Source organism: Mesorhizobium sp. M7A.F.Ca.CA.001.10.2.1, assembly GCF_003998575.1.
Classification (GTDB): domain Bacteria; phylum Pseudomonadota; class Alphaproteobacteria; order Rhizobiales; family Rhizobiaceae; genus Mesorhizobium.
In genome coordinates this window covers 1-17,254 of record NZ_RZQY01000053.1, presented here as the reverse complement: position 1 = coordinate 17,254, position 17,254 = coordinate 1, and the positions used below count along the sequence as shown (strand labels likewise).

Below are 17,254 nucleotides of genomic sequence, written 5' to 3'. Positions count from 1 at the left end.
TTCAGGGGCTTCAGCACCGCTTGCGCTGGCCGATACGGGGCACGGCATCCAGGCGTTCGCGCGGCGTCAGGTCGGGCGGCTGGTCGGCGTCGGCCTGTTCGCGCTGGCCGCCTTTGGCGTTGCCAGCCTTGCCACCTGGAATGTCGCCGATCCGAGTTTTTCCCACGCGACGAACAACACCGTCACCAATGCCATGGGCTATGCGGGTGCCGTGTTCTCCGACCTGGCCATGCAGTTCTTCGGCCTCGCCGCCGTCGCGGCCCTGGTTCCGACGGTCATCTGGGGCTTCCTGCTGTTTTCCGCGCGCGGCGTCGACAGGCTGCCCAAGCGCGGGCTGTCCTGGTTCGGCTTCGCGCTGCTGGCCGCGGCGATGGTCGGCTGCGTTGTGCCGCCCAAGACCTGGCCGCTGCCCACCGGCCTCGGCGGTGTGTTTGGCGACATGGTGCTGAAGATCCCCGGCGTCGTCATCGGCGGCTATCCGACCGGGCTGATCGCCAGCATCATCGCCATCCTGCTGGCCGCACCCGCGCTGTGGCTCTTTGCCCATGGTTCGGCGCTGATCGGTCGCAAGAACGGCTTCGCCGTGATGGAGGACGAGCCCGCCGCCGATCCGCGCGAGGACGACCTTTTGTTCGACAATGACGAGGACGAAGGCGACGAGGGTATCCTGGCGCTCGGCGCCATCACCCATTGGTGGCTGTCGCTGCGCGCGTGGATGCACCGCCGTGCCTTGCGCCGCAGGCAGGAGCGGGACGAGTACGAGCCGGAGATGGAGCAGCGCTCCACAGCCTGGCGGCGCGCCGCCGAACGGGTCGAATCGGCGGAGTTCGCCGAGCAGCGGATGAGCCAGGATGGCCGCGCCCGCGTCGAGCCCGAATTCTTCGCCGCCATGGTCAATGACCGCAGCGCCTCGCTCGACCCCGACGATGCCGACATCTTCGACGACCGCTTCGACAATGCGGGCGAGGATGCCGATTTCGACGATGAGCCTGTCGTGCAACGCCGCGGCGCGCCGACCGCCAAGGTGCAGCCGTTCCGCTCCGACGCAGCCACCCGCGTCGAGGCGCCGGCGGCGCGCCCCGTGCCCGGCGCCCGCGTCCAGCGCGAGGCGCAGACATCGCTGATCGGCTCGGAAAAGTTCGAAATGCCGTCGCTGCACTTCCTCTCCGAGCCGAAGAACGTGGTGCGCGACGCCAGCCTGTCCAAGGACGCGCTGGAACAGAACGCCCGCCTGCTCGAAGGCGTGCTGGAGGACTTCGGCGTCAAGGGCGAGATCATCGCCGTCCGTCCCGGTCCGGTGGTCACACTCTATGAGCTCGAACCGGCGCCCGGCATCAAATCGTCACGCGTCATCGGCCTGTCCGACGACATTGCGCGCTCGATGAGCGCCATCGCCTGCCGCGTCGCCGTGGTGCCCGGCCGCAACGCCATCGGCATCGAACTGCCGAACGCCAAGCGCGAAACCGTATATCTGCGCGAGATTCTGGCCAGCCGTGACTTCGAGACGACGAAGGCCAAGCTGGCGCTGGCGCTGGGCAAGACCATCAATGGCGAGGCGGTCATCGTCGACATCGCCAAGATGCCGCACGTGCTTGTCGCCGGCACCACCGGCTCGGGCAAGTCGGTCGCCATCAACACCATGATCCTGTCGCTGCTCTACCGGCTGAAGCCGGAAGAATGTCGGCTGATCATGATCGATCCGAAAATGTTGGAACTCTCGGTCTATGACGGCATCCCGCATCTGCTCACGCCCGTCGTCACCGATCCGAAGAAGGCCGTGGTGGCGCTGAAATGGACCGTGCGCGAGATGGAGGATCGCTACCGCAAGATGTCCAAGGTCGGCGTGCGCAACATCGACGGCTTCAACGCCCGCGTCAGCCAGGCGGACAAGAAGGGCGAGAAGATCTCGCGCACCGTGCAGACCGGCTTCGACCGCCAGACCGGCGAGGCGATCTACGAGACCGAGAACCTCGATCTCGAGCCGATGCCCTATATCGTCGTCATCATCGACGAGATGGCCGACCTGATGATGGTCGCCGGCAAGGACATCGAAGGTGCCGTGCAGCGCCTGGCGCAGATGGCGCGCGCCGCCGGCATCCATGTCATCATGGCAACGCAGCGGCCGTCGGTCGACGTCATCACCGGCACCATCAAAGCCAATTTCCCGACCCGCATCTCCTTCCAGGTGACGTCGAAGATCGACAGCCGCACCATTCTGGGCGAGCAGGGCGCCGAGCAGCTGCTCGGCATGGGCGACATGCTCTACATGGCCGGCGGCGGCCGCATCCAGCGCGTGCACGGCCCGTTCGTCGCTGACGAAGAGGTCGAGAAGATCGTTGCGCATCTGAAGCTGCAGGGCGTGCCGGAATATCTCGACGCCATCACCGAGGATGATGGCGAGGACGACGACGAGCCGTCGGGCAAGGGTGGGTCCGGTGGCGGCAACAGCAATTTCGAGGATTCCGACGATCCCTACGATCAGGCGGTCTCCGTGGTGCTGCGCGATGGCAAGGCCTCGACCAGCTATATCCAGCGCCGGCTGGGCATCGGCTATAACCGCGCCGCCTCGATCATCGAGAAGATGGAAAAGGAAGGTATCGTCGGCCCGGCCAACCATGCCGGCAAGCGCGAGATCCTGGTGCCGACCGAAGAGGACAAGTTCTGACCACAAAGCCTGACCCTTGTGACATCCCGGTCCGGCAACCTTGAACCTTTCAAGGCGTTGAAGCGACCAAGGGACGTCTGACCCGCCAAATTTCAGCCTAACTGGGGGTCCAAGCACAGAACAACTCAGGAATCAGATGAGAGTGACCGACATGAAAAACGATCTTTCAGCGCTCAGCACATTTGCTCCATCCCGGCGTCAGTTGCTGGGCCTCGGCCTGGCGTTTGCGGGGGCGGCAGCCTTCAACGCGGTGCCCGGCTTCCAGGTGCTGGCTTCGGCGCAGGCGGCTGTGCCGACCGCTGCGCAGAAGATCGCCGACCACTTTTCCTCGGTCAAATCGATGAGCGGCGAATTCGTGCAGTTCGGCCCCAAGGGCGAGCAGACCGGCGGCAAGTTCTTCCTCGAACGGCCAGGCAAGATCCGCTTCAACTACGACGGCTCTTCAAACTTCCGGGTGATTTCAGACGGCCAGTCGGTGGTCATCCTGAACAAGAGGCTCAACACGTCCGATCTCTATCCGCTGTCGAAGACACCCTTGAAGCTGCTGCTCGACAACAGGATCGATCTCTCCGGCGACCGCGTCAAAAGCGTCAAGCAGGAGGATGACCTCACCACCATCCAGCTCGCCGACAAATCGGTGTTCGGCAATTCGAAGATCACCATGATGTTCGATCCGAAAACCTTCGACTTGCGGCAGTGGACGATCACCGACGCGCAGGGCAAGGACACGACGGTGATGATCTTCAACACCAAGGAAGGCGTCAGCTTCGCCCCTGATACTTTCGCCATCGACTACACGGCGAACCGCGAACTCAACACCAACAAGGCGCGCTAGGCCAATCGCACCAATAGCTGTGGAAAGCGCCGGGTCACGCCTCAGCGGGCGTGGCCCGGCTTGTCTTTGCGGCTTGCGGCTGGCAGTTTCCCGGACTGACTCCGTCGAAAGGCGTCTTCCCCGCCGGGGCCCATCGGTTCTGGCCGGTCGCACGCTGTCCTGGATTGCCAATGCCCTTCTCTATCGCCACCTGGAACATCAACTCCGTTCGCCTGCGCATGCCGATCGTCGAGCGCCTGCTCGTCGAGCATGCGCCCGACGTGCTGTGCCTGCAGGAAACCAAGGTTCCCGACGAACTGTTTCCCGAAAAGGCTTTTCGCAAGCTCGGCTACGAGCACATCGCTTTCCATGGGCAGAAGGGCTACCACGGCGTCGCGACGGTGGCGCGGCGACCGATCGAGGTGGTCGAAAAGCGACGCTTTTGCGAGATAGAGGACAGCCGGCACCTCTCGGTGACGGTGCGGGCCGGCGGCAAGGCGATCCTGCTCCACAATTTCTACGTTCCGGCGGGCGGCGACGAACCGGATCCCGTCATCAACAGGAAGTTCAAGCACAAGCTCGACTTCGTCGCCGAGATGAATGCCATCCGGGCAGAACATGACGAGGTGTCCGGCTCGGTGCTGGTCGGCGACCTCAACATCGCCCCGCTCGAACATGACGTCTGGTCGCACAAGCAATTGCTCAACGTGGTCAGCCACACGCCGATCGAGACGGAAAATTTCGAGGCGATGCGCCGCGCCGGCGACTGGGTCGACCTGATGCGGCTCAACGTGCCGCATGAGCAGAAGCTCTACACCTGGTGGAGCTATCGCGCGCAGGATTGGGAGCTGTCCAATCGCGGCCGTCGTCTCGACCACGTCTGGTCGTCGCCAAACCTGGTGCCCAGCTTTTCCGGCTACGAGATCCTGCGTCCGGCGCGCGGCTGGGAGCGCCCGTCGGACCATGTGCCTGTCATCGCGCGGTTCGATCTGGACTAGAGCAATTCTAGGAAAAGTGTGAAGCGGTTTTCCGTCTAGAATTGCGTCAAAACAAAGAGTTAGAGCAGCTCGCCGTTTCCGTGAAACGGTGAAATGCTCTAGTCTGGTCGAAAATGCCCGCGTGCGGCAGTCAGTCGGCAGAGGTGGAGTCGGCTGGATCCACCCACGGACGGCCCAATCGTGTCACCATCGCCGCGTACCCAACGGCACCTGCCGCCCAAAGGAAGATGCCAAGCTCTTTGACGACGTCTTCGGCGATGGCGGCCGCAGAACCAGGGGTAGGAAACAGATCTCCGATCTGGTCGATGGATGCCGACAGCGCGAGCAGGAAGCCTGCGGCCACAAAGACGATCGTGCCGTCGAATGTCTTCCGTCGCAGCCGAAAGAACCAGAACAGCCCGGCGGCGGCGTAGACAATCATCGCAACGATCTCTGGTATCGCAACCATGGGGAGCACGTCCTCATGGATCAATAACAGGTCATCGAGCCCCAGGAACAGGGTAAGGCCGCCGAGAAACGTGCAATCCCATCGGTGCGTGAGCAGGCCAGCAAACAGGGTCACCGCGCCGGAGCCGATCCACAGTGAAGCACCCAGGGACGAAATCCACCCTGTATAGAAGCCGACTTCGGCGACCGCAGATGGATCTCGATAAAAGATCCACGCGTCCAGACCACGAATCTGCGCAACGAACAGAGCGGCTAAGAGCATCGCGACGTTAATCGCCGTCGCCGTCAGTATGACCAAGCGCCAGGCTATCGTCCATTCGCCGCCATGCTTTGTGTTCAGCGCGTTGTTCTCTGGCATTTGCTATTCTCATTGAGGACTGAGAGGAACTCCATTGGAACCAAAATGCGACAGCCGCCAGATCTGCCGCCGAGAACTCCGCCTGCATTGTGCCGGTGGTCACCATGGTTGCAGCGCTTCGCTCCACCGAACCCATTGTACCATGGCGCCGATGTTCAGGTGAGGCTGGCCTGCAAATGGCCGACCTGAATCTCAACGCGCTTCGAAGCGCGACCAAATGAATTCAAGTTCAAACGGCGCGCTTCAAGTCTTCATGCATGTCGTTGTCGCGAAATTGCTGGGCTGACAGTTTGCGAGATCCGGCAGATGGGGATGGTCGCGGCGGCGCGTCGCCAGCATGCGTTGCGCCGCTTCGATGATTGTCGGCGCAGGCACATTGGCGACCAGACCGGTCGGACTGGCATGGCGGGATTCGATCACGTCCACGCAGTTCGAAAGCGGCCTCCAACGGGCCATGTTGGCGCCGCCACTGAGGATAACCATCGGCGTCATCACGGTTGCCATGAGATGTGCGGTACCGCCTTCGGCGCCGATGTAAAGATCGGCAAACTCGCCGAGCGCCAGCAAGATGTCACCGATATCGACACCTTCGATCGCGGCGGAATCGACAAGCCGCAGCTTCGGTACGCGCTGAGCCAGTTCAGCCATATCGGGACCATCGCCTGGGGTTTTCACATAGAGAAGGTTCGCCCCGTCGGCGATCAGGCTGTCGGCGATCGCGGCAACCTGATCCGCCGACATGCGCTTGCTGGCGCTGCCGTGCGCAGCGATAATGATCAACGGAGCATGCTTGCCGTCCGCAAGGCTCCTGGCCGCCGCTCGCGCGGCCGGGCCCGGCTCTAGCCGATGATCGAAAGGCAGCCGCTTGCCGGCAAGGCGTTCGATGAGGCGGTGGTAGCGCCAGGCATTGTGCCCGGGTCGTGCTTCAGGCCTTTGGCCCAGGCGCCAGGAAAGGGCGAAAGCCGGAAAGTTTGCCTCATAGGCGATGCCGCGGCCGAGCAGTGATGCCGAGGCTTGAAGCAGCCAACGCGCCGAGATGCGGAAATCGACAACGGCCAATCGCCCCTTGCCCTTGCGGTGATCGGCGACCAGGCGCGCCAGCGGCGTGCGCACATTGATCGCATCGACCAAATGGCCGGCATGGCGATTGAGGCTATGTTCAAGGGACGACGACCGGGTGGTTCCGTAGACGATGAAACTATCGGGGAATGCCGTTCTGGCGGCGCGCAAAGCCGGAATCCGGATCAATCCGTCGCCGAACGCGTCATTGCGGGAATACAAGATAATCGTCTCGTACCGCCCTGACGGCATGGCTCGCTCCCCCCAGGAGCCTGGTGATGGCGCCTGCTGTGCCGGCCGCCTTCGGGGTGCTTTAGGATTTCACCTCGGGCCTGTCAACGGACGCTGCCGCGCTTCCGCCTTTGGCCGCGAAACAACAGCTTCGCAGGCGGGCAGCCTTCAGCCGGAGAAGCGCGGGGCCAGTTCCTCGATGCGGCGGATCATCGCCTGAAATTCCTCCGAGATGCGCTGGTGGAGCTTGACCGCGATCTCGGGATATTCCTCCAGGATGCGGCGGAACATCTTGCGGCTGAGCCGCATCACTTCCGAATCGATCTCGGCCGAGGCGCTGGTCAACCGGTTGGTGTCGGCGATCAACGCCAGTTCGCTCAGGATTGTGCCGGGGCCTGCCGTGCCAATCGGGATGCGTTCACCACCCTGCTCCCGGTAGAGCACGATGCGCCCACTGACGACGATATAGGCGGAATCGGCCTCGTCGTCCTCGCGATAAAGCTTGTGGTTGGCAATCAGCCTGGTGTTCTCGGCGCCAAAGGCGAGCAGGCGCAATTGTTCCTGCGTGAAGCCCTCGAAGAGCCTCACGGCGGACAGGACGCGGATGTCGTCATCCAGCGCCATCTAGCTATGTCCCCGAACCGACAGTCCGACTCCTCCTCTGCGAGTTCGATCCAAACCACCCTCCAACTGGATCGTACCCGAAAGCGGCCCCGCCCGACCGCTCATTGGATAATGAAATGTTTAAGGAACCAGCTTGTAGCCGCCGCTTTCTGTCACAAGAATTTCCGCATTGGAAGGATCGCGCTCGATCTTCTGGCGCAGCCGGTAGACATGGGTTTCCAGCGTGTGCGTGGTGACACCGGAATTGTAGCCCCATACTTCCTCGAGCAGCACGTCGCGCGTCACCACCTTCTGGTCGGCGCGATAAAGATATTTGATGATCGAGGCTTCCTTCTCCGTCAGCCGCACCTTGCCGCCGCGCGGGTCGAGCAGCAGTTTCTGGCTGGGCTTGAAAGTATAAGGCCCGACCGAGAAGGTGGCGTCCTCGCTCTGCTCATGCTGGCGCAGCTGCGCCCGAATGCGTGCCAGCAGCACGGCAAAGCGGAACGGCTTCGTCACATAGTCGTTGGCGCCGGCCTCGAGACCAAGAATCGTATCCGAATCGGTGTCGTGGCCGGTCAGCATGATGATGGGCGCCTTGTAGCCGCCCTTGCGCAGGATCTTCACCGCTTCGCGGCCATCCATGTCGGGCAGTCCGACGTCCATGATGAGCAGATCAATGAGGCCGCCGCGCGCTGCGGCGACACCTTTTGCCGCAGTCGATTCCTGCAGCACGTCGAATTCCTCGTAAAGGGATAATTGCTCGACCAGTGTGCCGCGCAGGTCATCATCATCGTCGACGATCAGTATGGTGCGTGAAGTCATGGATCAATCCGTTGTTTTGAAAAGAAAATTCAGTTGACCGCTGCCTGTTTATGCGGAAGCTGACCGGCGCAACAGCCGTTCACAGTGATTTGTTCCGTGGCACGATCATACAAGAAAAAACACGATCGCAATGCAGCCGGCGCAATTTTGCGAAAAGGGCTGCGTGTGCTGACCGTGCGGGCGAGGCCTGGGCATCCAAGCCAGGGCCTGTTGCAGGCCGGGAAAACGGTGTTTGCCTGTGCGTTGGGGCGCGGTGGCATCTCGGCCGGCAAGCGCGAAGGCGATGGCGCCACGCCGCTGGCCGCGATGCGGATATTGTCGGGGTATTTCCGGGGAGATCAGTTCTCCAGCGGCCGCAGGACCCGTCTGGCGATGACGCCGATCGGGCCCGATCTGGGCTGGTGCGAAGTGCCCGAAGACCGCAACTACAACAGGCCGGTCAAGATACCCTATGGCGCCAGCCACGAACGCATGCGGCGCGACGACCGGCTCTACGACGCCTGCCTTGTGCTCGACTGGAACCTGTCGCCGCGCCGGCGCGGGCGCGGCAGCGCCATCTTCTTCCATCTGGCGCGCCCCGGCTTCACGCCGACGCAAGGCTGTGTGGCTGTCACGGCGCAAACCATGGCGCGGCTGCTGCCACTGCTGTCGGACCGGACGGTGGTGAGGGTGGTGAGATAGTAGGGCAGTAGGCAGTAGGCAGTAGGCAGTAGGCAGTAGGCAGTAGGCAGTAGGCAGTAGGCAGTAGGCTACCTGTCGGCGCTGACTTAAATTTTCCTCTACTGCCTATTTCCTACTGCCTATTCCCTGACCTTCGCGGTCTCTGCCAGCCCATGTCTAGCAGGCCCAGCCGGCCAAGCTCCCTGTCCATTGCGCGAGCGACGTCACGGCGCTCGCCGCCGATATCGCGCAGTTGGCGATCGGAGAGATCCTCGACGTTCTGGTAGGTAATGTCGCGGCGGGCGAGGCGTATCGCGACCCGGGCGTGACGCAGCCAGTCGAGAGTTTCGGCCAGCCAGGCCGGGCGGGGTGTCGATGAATTCAAAACGATGATGGACATGGTGTGCTCCGTTCTCCCCGGATATCAAATCCGGCTTGATGATGTTTCGATGGATGGATGATGCCAGATTGAAATCTCTGCGAGAAACGAGTAGTTTTCTCTGGATCATCAAGTTTTATTTGAGGATAGGATGGCTCGTCTTCTGCCCGGGACTCGTGCCTTGAGGACACTGGAAGCAGCGGCCCGGCACCTCAATTTCACCCGTGCCGCCGACGAGCTCGGCCTGACGCCGGCCGCCGTCAGCCATCAGATCAAGGAAATCGAGGATCAACTCGGGCTGGTGCTGTTCACACGCACCAGCCGCACGATCCGGCTCACCGAGGCGGGGACGGTGCTGTTCGACGCCTCGGCCGACGCGCTCGACCTGCTTGGCCGGGCCGTTTCGCGGGCGCAAAAGCTGGCGCGCGGCACCGCCCTTTTGAAGGTAACGCTCGACGCGCAGTTCGCGTCAAAATGGCTGATGCGACGCGTCGACGATTTTCGCAAGCATCACCCCGATATCGAATTGCGATTCGACATTGCCTATGAAGTGCGGGATTTCGAACTCGATGACATCGATGTCGGCATCCGTTTCGGCGCCGGCAAATATCCGGGTCTTCGCACCCACCGGCTGTTCGACAACATTCTCATTCCGGTGTGCAGCCCGAGCCTCTTGACGTCCGGTCCGCCGCTGCGTGAGCCGCGCGACCTCTTCAACCACACGCTTGCGCATATTGAATGGTCGCGGCAAGGCGTGACGTGGCCGAACTGGCGGATGTGGATGGCCGCGGCCGGCATCACTGATTTCGACGACAGCCGGACCGTCGTCTTCGGCAACTCCACGGATGCCGTCCAGGCAGCGCTCGACGGCAATGCCGTTGCGCTCGCCGATTTCGCCATGGTGGCGAACGACCTTTCCCAGGGCAGGCTGGTGCAGCCTTTCGAACTCGGCCTGCGGGTGGCGCCCGAGTTCGCCTACTTCCTGGTCTATCCCGAAAATACCGCCGACGATCCACGCATCGTCGCCTTTCGCGAATGGATGCTCGAGGAAGTCGCCAAGACGCGGACCACGGACAAAGGGCAGTAGGACAGTAGGACAGTAGGACAGTAGGGCAGGGCAGTAGGGATAGGCGTCGGTGCCGTCTGCCCCTATTTCCTACTGCCTTACTGCCCTACTCCTTCTTGATCAGGTTGCCGCCGCGCCGAACCAGCCGATCACGGCGCCGATGATCAGCAGCACGCCGAGCCAGTGGCCGCCGTCGATGAGGGTCAGGTCCCAGCCGAAATTCTCGTAGCGGTGATTGACCGAGAGCGTCGTGGCGACGAAACCCAGCCAGAGCACGAAGCCGAAGACAAGTCCGGCGATCCATGTCGGCTCGCCGCCGGTCATCGCGCCGACGACCAGGGCCAATATGGTGGCCATGACCAGTTCGGCGATGAAGCTGATGACGAAGGGCAGCGGCGACTTCTTCATCATCGCCGGATCGAGCTTGGCGGCCTTCAGCCACGCCTTGCTCAGGCCCATGTACCAAGCGGCGCCGAACAGCCACGCGGCGATCGCGGCAGCGACCACCGCCAGCCAGTTCACTGCTGAAAAATCCATGAGCTCCCCCTCTGATCTGTATGTGATGGAACGCCTGTTCGGCGATCGCGTCAAGCGAACCGCCAGACCGTCGTGCGCTTGACCAGCGCATCCTCCAGCGCCCGCGTGACGGCCACTTCATACACAGAAAGCGGCTCCAGCCCTGCCTTCGGCAGATACGACCGTCCGGGATCGCCGACGAGGATCTCGGCGCCGCGCGCCTTCAGCGTTGCGAACCATGGCATCAGCCGGTCCGCGAAAGATTTGTCGTAGAAAACATCACCGGCCAGGACCACGTCCCAACCTGCATCGGTGCCGATGCAATCCGTGCCGAGGAATTCGGTCCCGACACCGTTGATCTCGCTGTTGAGCCGGATCGCGGTGGCACAGAACGGATCGATGTCGGTTGCGATCACCTTGGCGGCACCTGCCTTGGCGGCAGCGATGGCGACAAGGCCGGAGCCGGAAGCGAAGTCGAGCACACGCTTGCCCCGCGCCGTGCCGGGATTGTCCAGGACATAGCGGGCAAGGCCCTGGCCGCCGGCCCAGGCAAAGGCCCAGAAAGGCGGTGGCAGGCCGATCTCGACCAGCTCATCCTCGGTCCGCTGCCACAAATCATGCGCTTCGTCGGCAAGATGAAGCAGGATCTCCGGGACGTGCGGCGGCGCCATCAGCGCCGTGTTGTCGAGAATGAATTGCCTCGCGCTGTTGGGCGTCAGCGCCGTCACGGAGCCGGCGTCAAGCCGCCCATGCGGCAGACTTCCTTCCATTCGGCCGGCGTCACCGGCTGCACGGAAAGCCGGCCGAGCCGCACCAGCGCCATGTCGGCAAGCTTCGGATTGGCCTTGACCTGCTCCAGCGTCGGCGGGTTCGGCACATCCCTTACGGCGCGGATGTCGACGCATTCCCAGCGCGGATCGTCCGAGGTGGTGTCGGGATGGGCAAGCGCGCAGACTTCAGCGATGCCGACGACGTTCAGCCCCTCGTTGGAATGGTAGAAGAAGCCGAGATCGCCGATCTGCATCGCCTTCATGTTGTTGCGCGCGGCGTAGTTGCGCACGCCGTCCCATTGCGTGCCGGCCTTGCCCTTGGCCTTCAGCATCTCGAAGGAGAACTTGAATGGCTCGGATTTGAACAGCCAGTAGTTCATGTCTTTCTCCTCCTAGGCGTCGCGCGGGCGACCGGGATTAACTAGCCGCCGGCTTGTTGAACGTCCAGTTCCACGGGCGGATTTCGACGCTTTCGAACAGCCCGGCCTTGGCGTAGGGGTCGGCCGCCGAAAGAGCCTGGGCGCCAGCCAGGTCGGACGCTTCGACGACCACGAGGCTGCCATTGGGCTTGCCCTCGGCATCAAGGAACGGACCGGCGAAGGCCAGCTTCTTGTCGCCGTTCAACCCTTCGAGAAAGGCGATATGCTCGGGCCGCGTGTCGAGGCGCACCTGCAGGCTTCCGGGCTTGTCCTTGCAAATCACAGCAAACAGCATCTTTTTCTCCTGATCGTTCAAAGTCGTGGGGATCAATCGTTGGTTTCGGTCTTCAGCGGCCGGGTCATCAAGGCCGTCACAGCCTGCCGGACGGTGATGGCACCGTCCAGTATGGCGGCGACGGCGGCAATGATCGGCGCGTCGATGTTGCGCTCGGTGGCGATGCGGGCAGCGATCGCCGCCGTCGGCACGCCTTCGGCGAGCGGCAATCCGGCAAGCGGCTTGCCTTGGCCGAGCGCCAGGCCATAGGCGAAATTGCGCGACTGGGTGGACGAGCAGGTCAGCAGCAGGTCGCCAAGGCCGGACAGCCCCATCAGCGTTTCGGGCCTGGCGCCGAAGGCAGCGCCGATGCGGCGCAGCTCGACAAAGCCGCGCGTCACCATGGCGGCCTGGGCGCTGGCACCGAGACCCGCGCCAGTGACGGCACCTGCGGCAATGGCAAAGACGTTCTTCAAGGCGCCGCCGATCTCGACGCCGATCAGGTCGTCGTTCGAATAGCAGCGCAGGTTTTCGGCGGAAAAGCGGGCGGCGAGATCGGCGGCCAATGCCTCGTCGCGGGCAGCGACCACAACGGCCGTCGGCAGGCCGCGGGCGACGTCGGTGGCGAAGCTCGGACCCGACAGAGCGGCAACCGGATTGAGCGGCAGGATTTCTTCGACGATCGCCGACAGCAAGGCGCCGGTCTCGCTTTCGATGCCCTTGGCACACAGAACCAGCGGGACACCGGCCGGCATATGGTCCTTCGCTGCCGCCAGCGTAGTCCGCAGCGACTGGGCCGGCGTCACCGCCAGCACGCAGTCGGCACCGTCGAGCGCGGCCTGGATGTTGCTCGTCGCCACGATGCCGGGCTGGAGCGTAATGCCAGGCAGATAGCGTGGATTTTCGCCGCGGTCGATAGCGGCTACGGTGTCCGGGTCGCGCGCGTAAAGGCGGACGAAATGGCCGGCGCGCAGCATGGCCAAGGCCAAGGCAGTGCCCCAGGCCCCGCCGCCGAGCACGGCAACGCGCCAGCCGGTCGGCGCGGTGTCGTTGCCGCCCATTGCCCGCTCGTTCATGCCTTGGCTCCGCGCCGGCCGGAGCCGACCATCGGCGCCGAGATGCTATCCAGCGGCCAGCGCGAGCGCGGCACGAAATCGAAGCCGTTCTCATGCGCCATGCCGGCGCGCAGCCGCTCGACACCGGCCCAGGCGATCATCGCCGCATTGTCGGTGCAGAGCTTCAGCGGTGGTGCAATGAAGGTGAAGCCGGTCTCGGCACAGAGCCGCTCCAGCATGATCTTGATCGTGCGGTTGGCGGCGACACCACCGGCAACGACGAGGGCCGGGTTTTTCGTGCCGGGAAATGTCTCGCGAAAGCGCGTCAGCGCGCGGGAGACGCGGTCGGCCAGCGCATCGGCCACCGCTGCCTGGAACGAAGCGCAGATGTCGGCGACGTCCTGGTCGCTCAGCGGCGCAATGGCGCTCGCCGCCTGGCGCACGGCGGTCTTGAGGCCGGAGAAGGAGAAGTCGGGCTGCGCCGAGCCCTTCATCGGGCGCGGAAAGGCAAAGCGCGAGGCACTGCCGGCCTGTGCCGTCTTCTCGACATTCGGCCCGCCGGGATAGGGCAGGCCAAGCATCTTGGCCGTCTTGTCGAAGGCTTCGCCGAGCGCGTCGTCGATGGTCGTTGCCCAGCGCTGATAGTCGCCGACGCCGCGCACGGCGACGATTTGCGTATGGCCGCCGGAGACCAGCAGCAAGAGATAGGGAAAGTCGAGCCCGTCGGTCAGCCTTGCGGTCAGGGCATGGCCTTCGAGGTGGTTGATGGCGATCAGCGGCTTGTTCGCCGCAGCGGCAATCGCCTTGGCCGTCATCAGCCCGACGATCAGCCCGCCGACAAGGCCGGGGCCGGCGGTGGCGGCAATCGCGTCGATATCGGCGAGTGCCGTGCCCGAATCGGCAAGCGCCGCTTCGATGATGCCGTCCAGCGCCTCGACATGGGCGCGCGCGGCGATTTCCGGCACGACGCCGCCGAAAGCGGCATGCTCCTCGATCTGGCTGAGCACGATGTTGGACAGGATTTTTGGCGCGGCGTCGCTGTCGATGGCCACCACGCTGGCGGCGGTCTCGTCACAACTCGTCTCTATGCCCAGCACGCGGATCAATTCGTCGCTGTCCCTAAAGATTGTATCATGGGGCTTTCCCCGTTAGGAGAACCCCGGAAAAGCCTCGCTTGCCGGGGGGTTATCACGGACTGCGCGCCATGCAAACAATCTTGAGAATCGGAACACGCGGCAGCCCGCTGGCGCTGGCACAGGCGCATGAGGCGCAGGCGCGGCTGATGGCCGCGCATGGCATGCCGGCGGAGGCGTTCGAGGTGGTCGTCATCTCGACCAGCGGCGACCGCATCCAGGACCGGCCGCTGTCGGAAGCCGGCGGCAAGGGCCTGTTCACCAAGGAGATCGAGGAGGCGCTGCTGGCGGGCCGGATCGACATCGCCGTGCATTCGTCGAAGGACATGCCGACGCAACTGCCCGACGGTCTCGAACTCTCGGCCTTCCTGCCGCGCGAGGATGCACGCGACGCCTTTGTCGGCAAGGCGGCGAAGACGATCGCCGAACTGCCGCGGGGGGCGAAAGTCGGCTCGTCGTCGCTGCGGCGGCAAGCGCTGATCCGCCGGATGCGGCCGGATCTCGACGTGGTGATGTTCCGCGGCAATGTGCAGACGCGGCTGCGCAAGCTCGAAGAAGGCGTCGCCGCCGGCACGATCCTGGCCTATGCCGGGCTGAAGCGGCTTGGGCTCGAGCAGGTCGTCACCGATCTGATACCGCTCGATGTCTTCCCGCCGGCGCCGGGGCAAGGCGCGATCGGCATCGAAACCCGTATCGGCGACCGCGATGTCGAAAAAATGCTGGCAGCCGTCCATGATGTGCCGACCGGCCAGGCGCTGGCCTGCGAGCGTGCCTTCCTGGCGGCGCTCGATGGCTCCTGCCGCACGCCGATCGCCGGCTATGCGGCGATCGAGGCCGGAAAACTGTCTTTTGCCGGGCTGATCATCTCGCCCGACGGCACGCAGTCGCACACGGTCGAGCTGCAGGGGCCGGCGCAAGACGCCGCCCGCATCGGCGGTGAAGCGGCCCGGAGCGTGCGCGCCAAGGCCGGCGAAAAGTTCTTCGACGGCTGGCTCTGAAATGCTTCGCGTCCTGGTGACCAGGCCGGAACCAGGTGCTTCGCGCACGGCGCATCGGCTTGAGGAGGCAGGTTTTCAGCCGGTTCTTTTGCCCCTGACCGAAACAAAGGCGTTGCCCGTCGCCGCCGGACTGATCCCGGACAATGCCGTCGCAGTGGCCGTCACCAGCGCCAATGCCATGCGTCATGCGCCGGAAGAAATCATCGCGACGCTCGCCGCCTTGCCTTGTCATGCGGTCGGCAAAAGGACGGCGCAAGCGGCGCGTCGAGCGGGGTTTTTGTCGGTCAGTGAAGGCCCGGGCGATGCGGAGGCGCTGGCCGACAGTCTCGCCGTCGATTTTTCTGGAAAGACGATTGTCTACCTCTGCGGACGCGTGCGTTTTCCGGCGTTCGAACAGAGGCTCGGGACGGCGGGCGTTCGGGTCCACGCCGTCGAGACTTATGACACGCTGACAATGGGGTATTCGGACGAAGTCATCCTCGAACGCCTGTCGGGGCAACCTGCCGACGCGGTGTTGCTCTATTCAGCCAAGGCGGCGGCGGCGATGCAGACCTTGGCAAGACGGCCCGCTCTGCGCGGTCTCTTCGAAAAAACGTGGGTTTTTGCGCTTTCCACGCGCATCGCCGCAGCCTTCGACGATGTCGCCAGCGAAAGGATCCGCATTGCCGCGCAGCCCGACGAGGAGGCACTGCTGGCGCTTTTGCAGGCGCCGCGCTGAGCCGCGTCATCACACCGCCCCTTTTCACCGCTTGGTGATGTGCTAGACCCTTTCTGAACCATCATGCGCCGCCAGGCGTTGAGACGAAGCGAATTGTGCGGAGCCCAGGCATGGTCAAGACGCCGAAGATGCGACACTCGAAAAGCCGCCGCGAGCCGGTGACCATCGATCTCGAGCCGGGCGCCGTCTCACGCATCGCCGACGAGGACGCCGCCACGCAGGAGGCCCGGACAGACGAGGCGAAGGCCGAGGAAGCAGCGAACGCTTCGCAACCCGAGGTTCCCGAAGAGCCGGTTCACGCCGACCAGACCGATCTCGAGCCCTGGGAGCATACCGACGCCCGGGCCGAACCGGAGCAGCCGTCGGCAGCGGCGACAAAGCCCGCTAGCGAGGCCGAGATCCCCTATCCCGGATCGTCCGACGAGCCCGGATCGTCCGACGAGCCCGGATCGTCCGATGCGCCGGCCGGCAAGACCAAAGCCTACGACTACAGTTTCGAGGACGCATCGGCGAAGCGCACGCAGACCGACGGCAACAAGGCGAAACCCGAGACACGGGACGAGAAAATGGCGCCACCCCTTGAAAAGCGCGGCGGCCTCAACGGCGTCGCCGCCGGCATCATCGGCGGCGTCATCGCGCTGGTCGGCGCCGGCGGGCTGCAATTTGCCGGCCTGCTTGGCGCGCCGGGTTCCGGTGCCGGCGTCTCGCTCGATGGCGTCAACGGCGACATCGCCTCGCTGAAGACCGAAATCGCCGGTTTGAAGGACGCCGGCGGCAACGGCGATGGAGCGGCGAAGATGGTCGGCCTGTCCTCGGGCCTTGAACAGGTCAAGGCCGATGTGGCGGCGCTGAAATCGGCTGTCGAGAAAGGTGGAGCAGGCGACGCGGCCGGGGTCGCCGCACTGGGCGACAAGGTTGCGCAGATCGAGACGGCGGTCGCCGCCCTCGGCAAGGCCGGCAGCTCGGCGCCGGTCGATCTCGGTCCGCTCAACGAGAAACTGGCTGGCCTCGACGCGCTGGTGAAGTCGGCCGGCGAGGCTACGACGGCGCAGGAGGGCCGGCTGACAGCGCTGGAGCAGTCTGTGTCGCAGCTGTCCGGCAAGGTCGAGGCGGCGGCGGGGCAGCCGAAGGTTGCGCTTGCCATCGCGGCGTCGGCCTTGAAAGCGGCGCTCGAGCGTGGCGGGCCGTTTTCGGCCGAACTCGAAACCCTCGCGGCGATTTCGCCCGATGCGCCGCAGCTTGCGGCACTGCGCCCCTATGCTGAAA

19 protein-coding genes are annotated in these 17,254 nt (G+C 64.1%); 8 read left to right on the top strand and 11 right to left on the bottom strand.

The window, feature by feature from the left end; genetic code table 11:
- The 3 genes from EN964_RS05875 to EN964_RS05865 form a co-directional block, all read left to right on the top strand.
- Positions 1 to 2,665: DNA translocase FtsK (locus EN964_RS05875; protein WP_245490630.1), on the top strand; the 2,665-nt coding region annotated here is incomplete at its 5' end.
- Positions 2,666 to 2,816: 151 nt separating this feature from the next.
- Positions 2,817 to 3,500, top strand: a complete 684-nt coding sequence (locus EN964_RS05870; protein WP_127267333.1) for an outer-membrane lipoprotein carrier protein LolA — start codon at positions 2,817 to 2,819, stop codon at positions 3,498 to 3,500.
- Between the two features lie 170 nt (positions 3,501 to 3,670).
- The gene (locus EN964_RS05865; RefSeq protein WP_127267331.1) at positions 3,671 to 4,477 is read left to right on the top strand and encodes an exodeoxyribonuclease III; all 807 of its coding nucleotides are present in this window, start codon (positions 3,671 to 3,673) and stop codon (positions 4,475 to 4,477) included.
- Positions 4,478 to 4,607: 130 nt separating this feature from the next.
- On the opposite strand, the gene EN964_RS05860 is transcribed toward EN964_RS05865, so the two are convergent.
- The 4 genes from EN964_RS05860 to EN964_RS05845 all read right to left on the bottom strand — a co-directional run bounded on the left by EN964_RS05860 (position 4,608) and on the right by EN964_RS05845 (position 8,000).
- Positions 4,608 to 5,282 carry a hypothetical protein gene (locus EN964_RS05860; protein WP_127267332.1) on the bottom strand — a complete coding sequence of 225 codons (675 nt, stop codon included), beginning with the start codon at positions 5,280 to 5,282 and terminating at the stop codon, positions 4,608 to 4,610.
- A 243-nt stretch (positions 5,283 to 5,525) separates the two neighbouring features.
- Positions 5,526 to 6,563 (bottom strand): glycosyltransferase family 9 protein, encoded by a 1,038-nt coding sequence (locus EN964_RS05855; RefSeq protein WP_164777089.1) that lies wholly within the window; start codon positions 6,561 to 6,563, stop codon positions 5,526 to 5,528.
- A 177-nt stretch (positions 6,564 to 6,740) separates the two neighbouring features.
- Entirely contained in the window at positions 6,741 to 7,196 is a 456-nt protein-coding gene (locus EN964_RS05850) for a cyclic nucleotide-binding domain-containing protein (protein WP_023811239.1), read from the bottom strand.
- Between the two features lie 120 nt (positions 7,197 to 7,316).
- Positions 7,317 to 8,000 carry a response regulator transcription factor gene (locus EN964_RS05845; protein WP_013528898.1) on the bottom strand — a complete coding sequence of 228 codons (684 nt, stop codon included), beginning with the start codon at positions 7,998 to 8,000 and terminating at the stop codon, positions 7,317 to 7,319.
- 144 nt (positions 8,001 to 8,144) lie between these two features.
- On the opposite strand from EN964_RS05845, the gene EN964_RS05840 reads away from it, so the two are divergent.
- Entirely contained in the window at positions 8,145 to 8,681 is a 537-nt protein-coding gene (locus EN964_RS05840; protein ID WP_206517156.1) for a L,D-transpeptidase, read from the top strand.
- Between the two features lie 112 nt (positions 8,682 to 8,793).
- Here EN964_RS05840 and EN964_RS05835 read toward each other — a convergent pair whose 3' ends face one another.
- Positions 8,794 to 9,060 carry a hypothetical protein gene (locus EN964_RS05835; RefSeq protein WP_127269720.1) on the bottom strand — a complete coding sequence of 89 codons (267 nt, stop codon included), beginning with the start codon at positions 9,058 to 9,060 and terminating at the stop codon, positions 8,794 to 8,796.
- 130 nt (positions 9,061 to 9,190) lie between these two features.
- On the opposite strand from EN964_RS05835, the gene gcvA reads away from it, so the two are divergent.
- Positions 9,191 to 10,126 (top strand): transcriptional regulator GcvA, encoded by a 936-nt coding sequence (gcvA, locus tag EN964_RS05830; RefSeq protein WP_127269718.1) that lies wholly within the window; start codon positions 9,191 to 9,193, stop codon positions 10,124 to 10,126.
- A 99-nt stretch (positions 10,127 to 10,225) separates the two neighbouring features.
- On the opposite strand, the gene EN964_RS05825 is transcribed toward gcvA, so the two are convergent.
- The 6 genes from EN964_RS05825 to tsaD are packed head-to-tail and all read right to left on the bottom strand — an operon-like array spanning position 10,226 to position 14,242.
- Complete coding sequence (locus EN964_RS05825) at positions 10,226 to 10,642, bottom strand: DUF1761 domain-containing protein (protein ID WP_127269716.1); 417 nt, start codon at positions 10,640 to 10,642, stop codon at positions 10,226 to 10,228.
- Positions 10,643 to 10,692: 50 nt separating this feature from the next.
- Positions 10,693 to 11,391, bottom strand: a complete 699-nt coding sequence (locus EN964_RS05820) for a methyltransferase (RefSeq protein ID WP_206517149.1) — start codon at positions 11,389 to 11,391, stop codon at positions 10,693 to 10,695.
- The gene (locus EN964_RS05815) at positions 11,346 to 11,771 is read right to left on the bottom strand and encodes an EVE domain-containing protein (RefSeq protein WP_023811233.1); all 426 of its coding nucleotides are present in this window, start codon (positions 11,769 to 11,771) and stop codon (positions 11,346 to 11,348) included. Before EN964_RS05815 ends, EN964_RS05820 begins: the two co-directional genes overlap by 46 nt.
- A 37-nt stretch (positions 11,772 to 11,808) precedes the next feature.
- Positions 11,809 to 12,105, bottom strand: coding sequence for a YciI-like protein (locus EN964_RS05810; protein WP_127269714.1), 297 nt, complete (start codon positions 12,103 to 12,105; stop codon positions 11,809 to 11,811).
- 32 nt (positions 12,106 to 12,137) lie between these two features.
- A complete protein-coding gene (locus tag EN964_RS05805) occupies positions 12,138 to 13,160 on the bottom strand; it encodes an NAD(P)H-dependent glycerol-3-phosphate dehydrogenase (protein ID WP_127270042.1) in 1,023 nt (340 codons plus the stop codon).
- Entirely contained in the window at positions 13,157 to 14,242 is a 1,086-nt protein-coding gene (gene tsaD, locus EN964_RS05800; protein ID WP_206517155.1) for a tRNA (adenosine(37)-N6)-threonylcarbamoyltransferase complex transferase subunit TsaD, read from the bottom strand. The genes EN964_RS05805 and tsaD overlap by 4 nt, the downstream gene beginning before the upstream one ends.
- A 101-nt stretch (positions 14,243 to 14,343) precedes the next feature.
- Between tsaD and hemC the strand changes: the two genes are divergently transcribed.
- The 3 genes from hemC to EN964_RS05785 form a co-directional block, all read left to right on the top strand.
- Positions 14,344 to 15,270, top strand: coding sequence for a hydroxymethylbilane synthase (hemC, locus tag EN964_RS05795; RefSeq protein ID WP_127269866.1), 927 nt, complete (start codon positions 14,344 to 14,346; stop codon positions 15,268 to 15,270).
- 1 nt (position 15,271) lies between these two features.
- Positions 15,272 to 15,988, top strand: a complete 717-nt coding sequence (locus tag EN964_RS05790) for a uroporphyrinogen-III synthase (RefSeq protein ID WP_127269868.1) — start codon at positions 15,272 to 15,274, stop codon at positions 15,986 to 15,988.
- A gap of 110 nt (positions 15,989 to 16,098) precedes the next feature.
- Positions 16,099 to 17,254: phage tail protein (locus EN964_RS05785; protein WP_127276238.1), on the top strand; the 1,156-nt coding region annotated here is incomplete at its 3' end.